The organism is Rhodococcus sp. 24CO, from assembly GCF_050586165.1.
Taxonomy (GTDB): Bacteria; Actinomycetota; Actinomycetes; order Mycobacteriales; family Mycobacteriaceae; genus Rhodococcus_F.
In genome coordinates this window covers 714,340-726,778 of record NZ_JAZFNF010000001.1, presented here as the reverse complement: position 1 = coordinate 726,778, position 12,439 = coordinate 714,340, and the positions used below count along the sequence as shown (strand labels likewise).

Below are 12,439 nucleotides of genomic sequence, written 5' to 3'. Positions count from 1 at the left end.
AGCATTGCAGAATCCCGATAAATGTTGCACCGGCAACTCACAACGCGCTGGTGCCGACGCCGAAACGGGGTAACCGCCTGACGGGGATGGATTCGGAGAGGACAGATGATGACTGAAAATCCACGATCAATTGCAGAACGCACCAGAGATGTTCCCCCGGGTGACGGACAAGAACGGTTCGCCGGCTACGGGGTGATGGGGCAACCCTTCACCAGCGGCCACTACTTGGCGATGCGGCACTTTCCCGCCAGTTCGGTCGGCGCCGGGTACGACTCGGTGTGGCATCGAGACCCCGACGGACGTTGGATCATTTACAGCAGCAACTCGCCCGAGAACAGTTGCGCCCGATACTTCGGCTCGGATCTCGCCGACGCGCGAACGGCGGAAATCAAGGTGGCGTGGACGGGGCCATCCGCCTTCACTGTCAAGGTGGACGAGACAATCGAGTGGGAACTCGACGTGGGCCGATCAGCCGCGACCGCCGCGATGACGGGCATGGGCAAACTCATGCCTGCCGCAATGTGGCGCAGCGACGGCGTTATGTCCGCGATGGGACGCGCCGCTGGACCCGCGCTGGGCGTCGGCCGGGTGAAATTGACCGGGACCACCTCGAACGGTCAATGGTTCCGAGCGAATCCTCGGATGTTGTGGACCGTCGACCGGAGTCGGGCGAGTATCGACGGGGTCGATATCGGACCGCCAGGCCCGCTACCTGTGCAGGCAAGTCTCGGAGATTTCTGGCTGCCGCAGAAGGGGATGTTCGTCGTGGGCGAATCCTACTTCGAGCCCTACGACGCCACCCGACATCTGCCGGCCCATCCGCAAGGCTGAGTCGCATCAGCCCGGTCGGCCCGATAGGTTTACGCGGTGCCTATCTCCGTGCTGATTGTCGACGACCAGGAACTCATGCGTATGGGCCTCAACATGGTCCTCGCGGCACACGAAGATATTTCCGTGGTCGGTGAAGCCGGGGACGGAGCGGCTGCCCTTGCCTCGGCGATCGCACTGAAGCCGGACGTCGTGCTGATGGACGTCCGGATGCCGATTGTCGACGGAGTCAGTGCTACCGAGCAGATTCTGGCGTCGGGGATCGAATCACGTGTTCTCGTGATGACGACGTTCGATCTCGATGAACACGCACTCGGTGCGTTGCGAGCCGGTGCCAGTGGATTCCTGCTCAAGGACACTCCACCCGAGGATCTTGTGTCCGCAATCCGCAGTGTTGCGGCCGGCGATGCTGTCGTGTCACCCAAGGTGACGCGAAGGTTGTTGTCTCGCTTCATCGTCGACGGTCCGGCGCCGCGGCGCGATCCGATCGTTCTGGACGTGCTGACCGAGCGTGAACGGGAAGTGCTCAGCCACATTGCGGCGGGGCGATCCAATACCGAAATTGCCCAGGAATTGTATTTGTCGGAGTCGACGATCAAGTCTCATGTAGGACGCATCCTCACGAAGCTCGATCTTCGCGACCGCGTGCAAGCTGTCGTTCTGGCCTACGAGACCGGGCTGGTGACTCCGGGCTCGTAGGCCGATACGAACTCAGGCGTCGAAGGAACCGACCGTGGGAAGCACGATGCAGGACTTTCCGTCGGCGTAGTCGACCTTGCCGAACATCGCGGCCAGAACCTTGCCGTCACCGGTGTCGACCACTGTCGACATCAGGGGAGTGTCCACGACCGGGATGGTCTCGTCCAGGGGAACAATTCCGCCCTTGAATGTGCTGGTGTTGATCCACGCGACACTCAACTCTGACGTCTTCGGAATCCCGATGTACGCGGGGAGTGCCTGGAATCGAAGTTGGTTGTCCTCCACCCACGGAGGCAACGGGAAGTTAGGGCCGGACTGTGCGGTAGCGAGAGTCACCGTCGCCATCTGTCCGTCGAGCCCACAACCAACCGTCGGTGCGGGATACATGAACGCTGCCGGTGTTGTGACGCCGAAATCAGGGATATCCAAGGCCTTGGTGATCTGCTCAGTTGCCGCGGTCCCGATCAGCTGATTCAACGCAGCGCTCGCCTCGGGGGAGATCGCTGCGGCCTGATCGATCAGTGCCGCGAGGTCGGTGGGCACATTGATCTCGATGGGCACCGTGAACTCGGCGGGCGCCTCGGGGTCTGCCGCCGCAGTACCGGCTCCGAACAGGGCAGACCCTGCAGTCAGGGCTACGACGGCAGCGCCGGCAAGCGCAGCGGGTAGACGCCGGGAAAGTCTGTTGCCGGGGAGTCGGCTCATGTCGGGCTCCTTCACGTTCACTGGGTCCGCTGGAAAGCGGGTGAATCGACTTGACCACACGCAGAGTCTAAAGGTCAACTTTAGGGTTAGATCGTTAGCGGAGCGTTAGTTACCGCCGCGCACACCCAGCGCGGCGGGGAAGTGACTCACTACACAGGCAATGTCGGGCGCTCGGGAGAAAAACCGAACCGTCGTGCGTTGTAGTGGTAGACCGTCTGAAAGGGGACGTCATGATCGCCGCCTTGTTCCTGCTTTACGTGATCGTCGAGATCGCCGCACTTGTCATCGTGGGCAACGCCATCGGCATTGCCTGGACAATTTTGCTGTTCCTGGCCGGTTCACTGGTCGGGATGGTGCTCATGCGTTCGCAGTGGCGAAAAGTCATGGACGGATTCCGCAAGGCAACGCGCGGTGAAGGCTCACCGTCGCTCGCCGTGGCAGACGGCGCCCTCGTTGCGGCTGGTTCTGCATTGATGTTCGTTCCCGGTCTTGTCACATCGGTCCTGGGTCTGCTCCTACTGATTCCCCCGACCCGTTGGGCACTGCGTCCGCTCGCCGTCCTCCTGGCGGGCAAGCGGGCGGCGGCGTTCGCAGCGGGTGGTGACGCCTTTGCAGGCACCGTCGGCTACGCAGCACGGATGCGCGGAAACGGTGAGGTCATCGACGGCGAGATCATCGTCGAAACACCTACCGCGACCACCGAATATGTGGCCAGCAACGGCAAGGAACTTGTTATAGAGGGTGAGATTCTCGACACGGATACACCCACCCGTTCGCGGGGGCCGCAGTACTAGCAGGCAGACTTGGCGCTCGTGACTACTCGACTGCTGGTCAACGGCCGGATCTACAGTTCCTTCGCACCTGACGCGACTTCACTCGCCATCACCGACGGCACCGTCGTCTGGGTAGGTGACGAACGCGCCGGACGCGCATTGCATCCCGGCGCCGAGATCGAAGATCTGGACGGTGCGTTTGTCACTCCCGGTTTTGTCGATACTCACGTCCACATCACCGCTCTCGGATTGTCCATTGTCGGACTTGATCTTGTCGGTGCGCAGTCGCTCGACGAATGCCTTTTGCGTGTAACGGCATTCGCCGACGCCAATCCCGACGCCGTCATCTGGGGGCACGGTTGGGATGACACCGAGTGGGCCGACCAGACTGCGCCGTCGACGGCAGACCTTGATGCCGCAGCGCCGGGACGCAAGGTGTACCTCTCCCGCATCGACGTGCACTCGGCAGTCTGCTCGAGCACGCTGCGGGACGGGATCGACGGACTGGCAAACGAGGCCGGTTACTCCGTCGACGGCCCGCTGACCTTCGATGCCCACCACCTCGCCCGCGCCGCCGCACGCAATCTCCTCACAGCAGATCAGCGCGCCGCGGCTCGCACCGCCGCTCTTGATCTCTGCGCCGCACGCGGAATCATTGCCGTGCACGAGTGCGGTGGCCCGGATATTTCCGGCCTCACCGATTTCCAGGAACTCCTCGCCCACGATCACGGCGTCGAGGTCCGCGGATACTGGGGCGAGCACGTCGGCACCGAGGAAGACGCTCGCGCGCTCCTCGACAAGACAGGCGCCCACGGACTCGGTGGTGATCTCTTCATCGACGGTTCGCTGGGATCGCACACTGCGTGGCTCACCGAACCCTATGCAGATCAAGCGGATTCGACCGGAAACGCCTACTTGGGCGTCGACGCCATCGCGGAGCACGTTCGCGCCTGCACCCTTGCCGGAATCCAGGCCGGTTTCCATGCAATCGGTGATGCCGCCGTCTCCGCCGCCGCGAAAGCATTTCGGCAGGTTGCCGATGAACTCGGCGGACCCAAGGTCGCTGCACTGGGACACCGTCTCGAGCACGCCGAGATGATGTCGATCGCTGATGCGGAAACCTTTGCCGCGCTCGGCGTCATCGCCAGCGTTCAGCCGGTCTTCGACGAATTGTGGGGCGGCACCGACGGCCTGTACGCCACACGACTGGGCGGCAAACGCGCCGTCGCGCTCAACCCGTTTGCCCCGGCAGCATCCAAGGGCGTTTCCCTCGCCTTCAGTTCCGACGCACCGGTCACTCCGGTGGAACCGTGGGCGATGCTGCGCGCCGCGGTGCATCACCGCACCGACGGAAGTGGCATCTCACCGCGTGCGGCCTTCTCCGCCGCAACCCGCGGCGCCTGGCGCGCCGGCGGAGTCCGCGACGGCGCAGCAGGAACACTCAACCCGGGTGCGCCGGCGTCGTACGTCATCTGGGAAGCGGGCGACCTCGAGGTAAGCGCGCCGGCCGACTCGGTCCAGCGATGGTCGACCGATCCGCGCTCGCGTGTCCCGGCGCTACCGAGTCTCGATGCCGACGCGCCGGCACCGGTGTGTGTTCGCTCGGTGCATCGCGGACGCGTCGTTTATGAGCGTTGAGGCACCGATCGGGCAGCGGTCTCGGATAGTCGAGGTCCTCACCCGTTCGACATGGTTGCGGTCGCTGTACTCGGCTGCTGGTGGATTTCTGATCTTTGCGGGGTTTCCGCCGCGGCCATTGTGGTTTCTCGCACCGGTGGGCATTGCACTGCTCACGTGTGTGCTGACGAACTTCGGCCGCGGGGGACTGAGGCTGCGAGCCGGATTCGGATACGGCTATCTGGCAGGTCTCGGTTTCCTGATTCCGTTACTCCCGTGGATCGGGGTATTTGTCGGCGCAATGCCGTGGATCGCCCTTGCTGCCGTGGAGTCATTGTTCATCGGATTGTTCGGTCTTCTGGCAGTGTTGGTGTCCCGGTTGCCGTGGGCTCCGCTCTGGATTGCCGCAACCTGGACACTGACCGAATGGCTGCGCTCCAGCGTTCCGTTTGGCGGATTCCCGTGGGGCAGGCTTGCTTTCGGCCAGTCCGAAGGCTTACTGCTCCCGCTGGCCAGTCTTGGCGGAGCGCCACTGCTCAGTTTTGCGGTGGCCCTGACCGGCACCGGTTTGGCTGCGGTGGCCATTGCCGTTGCAGGCAAACGCTGGGACCGGGGATTTGTCGGAGCGGTTGCCGCGTCCGTCGTACCGGTTCTACTGGCTGTTTCCGTGGCGCCGTTCCTCGCGACCATGGATTCCGGTGAGAAGACAATCACCGTCGCGGCAATTCAGGGAAGCGTCCCGCGGTTGGGATTGGACTTCAATTCCCAACGCAAGCAGGTGCTCGACAACCATGTTGCCGAAACCCTGAGGCTTGCCGACGAGGTCGACGCCGGACGCGTCGAACAACCCGACATTGTCATCTGGCCGGAAAACGCCTCCGACATCGATCCGCTGCGCAACGTGGACGCAGCAGCCGACATCACTCGCGCTTCCGTGTCGATCGGTGCGCCGATTCTGGTCGGTACCGTGCTGGTCAACGCCGACCGGACGACCACGAACTCCGTGATCGTCTGGGACGGAAACAAGGGTCCGCAGGAACAGCACGACAAGAAGATCATCCAACCGTTCGGCGAGTACCTGCCGTACCGCGATTTCTTCCGGAAGTTCTCCGAGTACGCCGACCGGGCCGGCAACTTCGTGCCCGGCGACGGCAATGGCGTTGTCCACGCCGCGGGTGTGCCTATCGGGATCGCAACTTGTTACGAAGTGGCCTTCGACCGGGCTTTTCAGGAATCGGTCCGAAACGGGGCTCAATTTCTTGCCGTACCGACCAACAACGCCACCTTCGGCGATACGGAGATGACGTACCAGCAGTTGGCGATGTCGCGAGTACGTGCCGTCGAACACGGACGAGCAGTAGTTGTCGCAGCTACGAGCGGGGTCAGTGCCATCATCTCGCCGGACGGTTCCGTCACCTCGGAAACCGACTTGTTTGTACCCGAGTACCTGGTTGCGGATGTGCCGCTTTCGACCGACACCACCCTTGCAACGAAGCTTGGCCCCACGCCCGAGGTGGTCCTGTGTCTCCTCGCTGCGGGCGCAATAGTGATGGCAGTAATTTCCCGACGACGTGAACCCTCCCTTCCCGAAACAGGAGAGAGCAATGACTGACGTAACCAAGGGCTCGAAAACCGATCTGGTGGACACGAGCTACACAATCGCGCTCGACACCGGAAGCGTTCGTGGTGTGGTGGATATCGCGGCAGTTCTGCTCGGCGCCGACGGTAAGGTGCGAACCGACGACGACTTCGTTTTCTTCAACAACCCGAAGGCCCCCGGCGTTGCACTCGTTTCGGACGAGACGATCACCATCGACCTCGGCGCGCTGCCTGCCGACGTTCACCGTGTGCTGATGACCGGCAGCACCGAAGCGCAGGGAAAGAACTTCTCGGATGTCACTTCCATCCGCGTCGACGCCCGTGGGTCGTCGCAGCAGTTGTCTTTTGTGCCAACAGGTTTGACTACCGAAACCGTGCTGCAGTTGGTCGCTTTGTATCGGCGCGGCGCTGGTTGGCGTCTCGACGCCGTCGGACAGGGATACAGCGCCGGTTTGGCAGCCTTTGCCGCCGAACACGGTATCGACGTCGATGACGACGAACCCACTACTGTTGCGGCTCCTGAGGTACCCGCAGCCGCTCCCGCTCCCACCATCAGCTTCGAGAAAGTCTCCGTCAGCCTCACCAAGGACTCACCGGACAAGACAGCGCGTATCGACCTACGCAAGAGCCAGGGCGATCCCAGTTGGGTGTTGACCGTCGGCCTGGAATGGGACGGACGCGGGGCAACCTACGACAAGAACGGCAAGGTCAAGAAGTACGGCGAGGGAGACCTCGACGTCTACTTCTTCTGCCGCAACGAAGAGACCAACGACTACGTTGTCATCAGCGGCGAGCCGAACCATCGAGGTGGACTCGAAACCTGGCCGCACATCTACCACTACGGTGACAGTGCCGGACCGGGCAAAGGGAAAAAGCCCGCCGTCGAGCAGGTTCGCGTGCTGCCCCACGAGAATGGTGATCTCCTCGTCAACGTCTATCAGAGCGTGGACAACGGGGCTGGTGCAATCGATTCGTTCGGCAATCCTCGCGTCGCCATTCGCTACGGCAAAGCCGGTAAGGACGGGCTCCCTGGCCCCGACGCCGATGAGATCCTCGTGTTTGTCGGCAACGGCAAGAACTCGTTCTGGGCGACCGTCGCGCACATCGATGTGCAGGACGGTGTGCTGACCGTCGACGGGGAGACGCGCTACAGCCGAACGCTCAGTGAACGCATGCCTGGTCTGGACACCGACGGCCAGTGGGTGCAGCGTCCCAAATCAGGCCCGACCGGGCGCAGCAAGAAAGCGAACAAGGGCATCGGGTTGGACAAGTACTCCGGCCCGTGTGATTCGGGGCGTAAAAAGCGTCGTTAGGCGCACAGGGGGCTTCGCCCCCTTCAATTTCGGGTATTCGCCATGACACCTAGTCGAGCAAAGGGCGTTTCCCATGATTGAAGATCAGAGTGTTGCCCGTAAAACGAGCGTTGTCGATGCTGTTCTGCGGTCTCCACTTGCCGGACTGTCGCCGTGGATTCTGCTCTCGCTATTGTCCGGACCAGGGCGATTCGAGGAATCCGCTGCGGCGGCGCTCGGACTGTCTCTGCTGATACTGGCCGCAAATCATCGGCGGGGCGGCACTCTGAAACTGCTGGAACTGTTCGATGTCCTCTTCTTCGGCATACTCGCAGGAATTGGACTGTTCGCATCGGCAAATACGATCGAATGGTTCGAATTGTGGGGCGGTGAGCTCACCAATATCGCGCTTGTTGTGTTCGCTTTCGGATCGATACTGCTGCGCAATCCGTTCACCATGCAATATGCAAAGGAATCCACTCCGGAGGAGTACTGGACCACTTCGCTTTTCTTGCGGATCAATTACGTCATCACCGCTGTCTGGGCGCTGGCTTTCACCTGGTCGGCGATTGTCGGACTGATCGGTGACGCAGTGCTGGGCGACAGCGGCAATTTCTGGACCGGTTGGATTCTGCAGTTGGCTGGCACGTTCTTCGCTATCTCGTTCACCGAGTGGTATCCGAGCTACGCCCGCAGCAAGGCCGGCCAAGCACTCGGGTTTCCGGTCGAACCTCCCGAATCCATTGCTCGACTGTTCGATTTCGTACCCGTTTTCGTAGCAGTCACCGGCATGGCGGGACTGGTGACGGATTCGACGCCTGTCGCCCTGGGTGTCGCGTTGATCGTGGTGGGCGCGGCGGGATACGTGGCGATGCGTCGTTGGACCACGTAGGCGCAATCGGGAAGTAAGCTGGGCCCCTTTTTCTCGAGTGAACATAGGCTCCCGCGTGGTGCAGCATGTGTTCACTGTGTGGAACGAGTGTTAGCTTGCTGCGACACGAAAAGTTCTCAGTGCATTCGGGTCACCGTATTGCTTGTGAGGCGGGTTGGCGTAGTCCGTCGAGAACGATGGTGAGCAGATGTCGTGCCTGTTCCTACCGTCAGCTCATGGCGATGGCCGCCCACCCGACGGGGGATGAGCGGCCACGATACGTATCGCGTTGGTATCTAACAGGTTAGGAAGCCGAGGTCAGGACTCAAAGGTCTCGAGTGATCCGAAAAATCCAGTCGCCGGCGGGGGAGTCTGGGTGACCTCGATCGTCACATCGGTGAGAACTGCCGGTGCACCGAAGCCGTTGGACGCTGTCGCCGAGAAGGTGAACGACCCTGCCGTGGTGGGGGTTCCGGACAGGAGCCCGGCCGTGCTGAGTTCGAGTCCGTCGGGCAACGTGCCGTCGGTGACGGTCACCGTGGGGGCGGGTTGTCCGGTCACGGTGAAGGTGTGGCTGTATGGCGTGCCGACGACACCGGCGGGAGGTGTCCCGGCCAGGGTGGGCGCTTTGTCGATTGCGATCACCGACACCAATTGCCTGCTGCTGTCGACGACGTAGGCATGCCCGCCGTCGGGGGTGATCGCAATCCCACGAAGATACGCGCCGACCGGGATCTCTTCGATGACTGCCTTGGTGGCGAGGTCGATCACCGACACCTTGCCGGGGCTGGTGTCGTGGGTGACGTAGGCACGGCTGCCGTCGGGGGTGATCGCCACGCTACGAAGCCGCACGCCGGCCGTGAACTCTTCGACGACGGTGTTGCTGGCGGTGTCGATCACCGATATATAGCCTGAATTGGTTTCGTGACTGACGTAGGCACGGCTGCCGTCGGGGGTAATTGCCACCCCGCTGGGCCACCCGTCGATACGTATGGGACCGCCGATGACCGTGCTGGTGGCGGTATCGACCACCCAGACCCCGGCAGGTTCGACGGCGGTTATGTAGGCGCGGGTTCCGTCGGGGGTGAACGCCACCCCGTTGGAATAGGTGGGGATAGCGACTTCGCCGACCTTTGTATTGGTGGCGGTGTCGATTACCGATACGTTGCCGGGAATGGTGTCGTGAGTGACGTAAGCGCGGGTTCCGTCGGGGGTGAACGCCATGCCAACCGACCGCGAGCCGACCTCGATGGGGTTGCCGATGACTGCATTGGTGGCGGTGTCGATCACCAACAAAGCGCCGGGATAGGTTTCGTGCGCTACGTAGGCGCGGCTGCCGTCGGGGGAGATCGCCACCCCACGAGCTTGTGCGGCGACCGGGATGGTGGTGTCGAGGACGGTGTCCGCGGCGGCGATACCGCCGGCATTGCCGAGCGTCATGGCTAGCGCAAGAACCGCAGCGCCGAATGCCGTGGTGGTCTGAGATCGACTCTGAGATAATGCTTTTCGATTGAAGACATCCATAAAGAAGCAAGCCCTTCCAGTTGTCAGCGCCCGTACCGGGATGCGCAGCGGCCACGGGAAGGCAACCACCACATCGGAAGGTATAGGACATTTCGCCTGCTTGACAGAGTTTGAGTCGGCCACTTTAGGACATATTTTCTAGTGGCCATTAGAGGACATCTCATCTGCTGTCCAAAGTGCCAGAAAATGTCGCGGCGAACCGTGGCCCGTATTGCTGTTGGTCACGCTGGGCGACTGCGACTCGACAGGACGGTAGTGGCGCCGACTACCTATTGCTTCTGATTCCACATGTCGTTGACTAAAGCTGTCTGCGCCACGTGTTGCGCTGGAAAGTGCAGTGAATTGGTCCCGACGCTTGCAGGCGTGACCCAGCGGGTCTTGTCGTAGCGCATTCCGAGAAGGACCACCATTGCAGCGAGTATGCACAAACCAATGACAAGCAGTGTTTTCCATCTCTCAGTTTTGTCGATATGTCGACGTCTTCGCCGTCGTGTGCGAGGCATTTTCACCGGCGAAGTGTCCCACGAGCTCGAATTGTTTGCATGTTCAACTACATGCCTCTCAAGCGCCGCTCCATCGGAAAGGTGTTTTCAGCGACTGCACGGCTACTTCCGTCGGGGTCATGATCGCGAACACGTAAAACTCAATACCCAGCGTTACTGGCGTGAAATGCTGAGGAGTTTCCGTAATAAATACATAGCTGAAAATATGCCACGAAGGAATGGTGAGCTACAGGTTCACCCCCGATTTCACCCGCCCAGAATTGACTGGGATATTCCGAGTTGGACCTTCTGGTCTCGGACATTTAACGTGGCACCACAGATTTCCGATTCTCCGACACCAGTTTTCGTGCGTTTGATGACCTTGAACATGGTCAACGTGCCCGCCACAAACTCCGGCTCGCGGATTGAGCTTGGTTGTGAAGGTTCTTGCTCACTGAGCGAATGTCGGGGCGGACGAGATAGAAGCTGGGCCCCTTTTCCTCGAGTGAGCATGGTTTTCACGGCACTGGAGGCTGTGCTCACTGAGCAGAAAGTGTGCTCACTCGCCTACCGGCCGTGCTCCGTCCGTGACGTTTGGCAGCCGAGCCGTCAGGGGATACAGCAAACACTGGTACAGATATCCGTGCCGATGGCTTTCCCCGCCGAACAGCGCGAGGGAGGCTGCCGGCACGGGTGCTTGTCTGATCGATGAAAACTGCTGAGCGGAAACGCTTTCGGACGACATCGACGTCGAAGAAGGGTTCGTGGACAATGACTGCAACACAAGGACCACATCGGCATCGAATGCAACGCGAAAGACCGCCCGGCAACTTGCCGGACGGTCTTCGACGTGCAAACTGTGGTGCTAGTGCATCACGCTCCGCGACGCTTGGCCTTCAGGAGATCGAGACGCTCTTTCAGGAGTTCTTCGAGCTCTTCGACGGAACGGCGCTCGAGCAGCATGTCCCAGTGGGTACGCGGCGGCTTGACCTTCTTGGCTTCGGGCGCAGTGCCCTCCATGAGGGAACCCTCGAGGCCGTTGCGGCACATCCAGGTACCGGGGATCTCGGCGTCGTCGGCGAACGGGATGTCAAAGATCTCACCGTTGTCGCACTTGTACTTCGCCATACGACGGGGGGCGAGGTCATGGTCACGGTCGGTCTCGTAGCTCACAGCTCCGAGTCGGCTACCTCGAAGTACGCGATCTGCCATGGTGGTGTCCTCTCTTCGTTCGTCACCGCTGGTGGGCGCCCGGTGTTGGGGAGTAGACGCTCACACTCATCTACAACGCCACGAGCACCGGATTGGTTCCCGTGTGGCGAGAAGACGCAACCTCCCCATCTTACCGGGTCCCGCGCGGTCACATCCGCGCGGACATCGAGGGCGTCTGAATCTCGAGTAAAGTGTCATCTCATGACCTCGAGCACGCGCCCCAGAAGCGCCGGTAGTCCTTGCGCGTGGTGCGGTCGTGGCGTTGCAGCAGTGGGCGTCGGCCGTCGCCGCCGGTACTGCTGCCAGTCGTGTCGTCAGCGTGCGTACGAGCAGCGTAATGCGGTGAAGGGCACCAGCGTTCCAGCGGACGCGGTCATCCTGACGGCCACCGAGGCTGTCGAGTTGGTGGACCGAATGTTCGAAGTGCGTTGTGCAGCTGAAGATGTTGCTACTGCTGTCGCCGAGGGCGCCGATACTACCGAACTGCTCGCGTTGTGCGAGCAGCTGACGGTGCTCGCACGCGAAGCCGAACGTTTTCGCTGAACCCGTAATTTCTTTCGATCGACGAGGTGTTTCGATCCTCCCCGTCTGGGCAATCACTTTGTAGCTGTGTGCGCAGCATCGTGAATATGCGGTGGGCACACGAGGCGACACAACTTAAATCCTTCAGTTCGGACCTTCGGGGAGGTTCGAACTCCGAGCCGACCCACTATCGCGTCACTATCGCGATTGATCAGGTATTCGGTGGGCTCGAACAGGGTCGTTCATGGTTTCCACTCTCGATATCGAGGCGGTGCGATGTACTTCTTCAATCCCCGAACCACACCTTTGGATCGC

At 61.4% G+C, this 12,439-nt stretch carries 11 protein-coding genes; 8 read left to right on the top strand and 3 right to left on the bottom strand.

Annotation, left to right across the window (positions count from 1 at the left end; all coding sequences use genetic code 11):
• Positions 1–108: 108 nt before the first annotated feature.
• Both V2B23_RS03285 and V2B23_RS03280 read left to right on the top strand, forming a co-directional pair.
• On the top strand, positions 109–831 hold the full coding sequence (locus V2B23_RS03285; RefSeq protein WP_430948995.1) for a hypothetical protein: 723 nt from the start codon (positions 109–111) through the stop codon (positions 829–831).
• A gap of 36 nt (positions 832–867) precedes the next feature.
• Positions 868–1,527 carry a response regulator gene (locus V2B23_RS03280; RefSeq protein WP_033232028.1) on the top strand — a complete coding sequence of 220 codons (660 nt, stop codon included), beginning with the start codon at positions 868–870 and terminating at the stop codon, positions 1,525–1,527.
• Between the two features lie 12 nt (positions 1,528–1,539).
• Here the strand turns inward: V2B23_RS03280 and V2B23_RS03275 are convergent, their stop codons facing one another.
• Positions 1,540–2,232 (bottom strand): hypothetical protein, encoded by a 693-nt coding sequence (locus V2B23_RS03275; protein ID WP_430948994.1) that lies wholly within the window; start codon positions 2,230–2,232, stop codon positions 1,540–1,542.
• A 230-nt stretch (positions 2,233–2,462) separates the two neighbouring features.
• Between V2B23_RS03275 and V2B23_RS03270 the strand changes: the two genes are divergently transcribed.
• The 5 genes from V2B23_RS03270 to V2B23_RS03250 all read left to right on the top strand — a co-directional run bounded on the left by V2B23_RS03270 (position 2,463) and on the right by V2B23_RS03250 (position 8,405).
• Positions 2,463–3,026 (top strand): FxsA family protein, encoded by a 564-nt coding sequence (locus V2B23_RS03270; protein ID WP_430948993.1) that lies wholly within the window; start codon positions 2,463–2,465, stop codon positions 3,024–3,026.
• A gap of 18 nt (positions 3,027–3,044) precedes the next feature.
• Positions 3,045–4,643: an amidohydrolase gene (locus V2B23_RS03265; protein WP_430948992.1), complete on the top strand. Its 1,599-nt coding sequence runs from the start codon at positions 3,045–3,047 to the stop codon at positions 4,641–4,643.
• Positions 4,633–6,234 (top strand): apolipoprotein N-acyltransferase, encoded by a 1,602-nt coding sequence (gene lnt / locus V2B23_RS03260; protein WP_430948991.1) that lies wholly within the window; start codon positions 4,633–4,635, stop codon positions 6,232–6,234. The genes V2B23_RS03265 and lnt overlap by 11 nt, the downstream gene beginning before the upstream one ends.
• Entirely contained in the window at positions 6,227–7,534 is a 1,308-nt protein-coding gene (locus tag V2B23_RS03255) for a TerD family protein (protein ID WP_430948990.1), read from the top strand. The genes lnt and V2B23_RS03255 overlap by 8 nt, the downstream gene beginning before the upstream one ends.
• A 73-nt stretch (positions 7,535–7,607) precedes the next feature.
• Positions 7,608–8,405 (top strand): hypothetical protein, encoded by a 798-nt coding sequence (locus tag V2B23_RS03250; RefSeq protein WP_430948989.1) that lies wholly within the window; start codon positions 7,608–7,610, stop codon positions 8,403–8,405.
• 297 nt (positions 8,406–8,702) lie between these two features.
• On the opposite strand, the gene V2B23_RS03245 is transcribed toward V2B23_RS03250, so the two are convergent.
• Both V2B23_RS03245 and V2B23_RS03240 read right to left on the bottom strand, forming a co-directional pair.
• Positions 8,703–9,908 (bottom strand): YncE family protein, encoded by a 1,206-nt coding sequence (locus V2B23_RS03245; protein WP_430948988.1) that lies wholly within the window; start codon positions 9,906–9,908, stop codon positions 8,703–8,705.
• A 1,355-nt stretch (positions 9,909–11,263) separates the two neighbouring features.
• Positions 11,264–11,602, bottom strand: a complete 339-nt coding sequence (locus tag V2B23_RS03240; protein WP_033232034.1) for an RNA polymerase-binding protein RbpA — start codon at positions 11,600–11,602, stop codon at positions 11,264–11,266.
• A 201-nt stretch (positions 11,603–11,803) separates the two neighbouring features.
• Here V2B23_RS03240 and V2B23_RS03235 point away from each other — a divergent pair, with 201 nt between their 5' ends.
• Positions 11,804–12,145 carry a hypothetical protein gene (locus V2B23_RS03235; protein ID WP_033232035.1) on the top strand — a complete coding sequence of 114 codons (342 nt, stop codon included), beginning with the start codon at positions 11,804–11,806 and terminating at the stop codon, positions 12,143–12,145.
• Positions 12,146–12,439 lie beyond the last annotated feature (294 nt).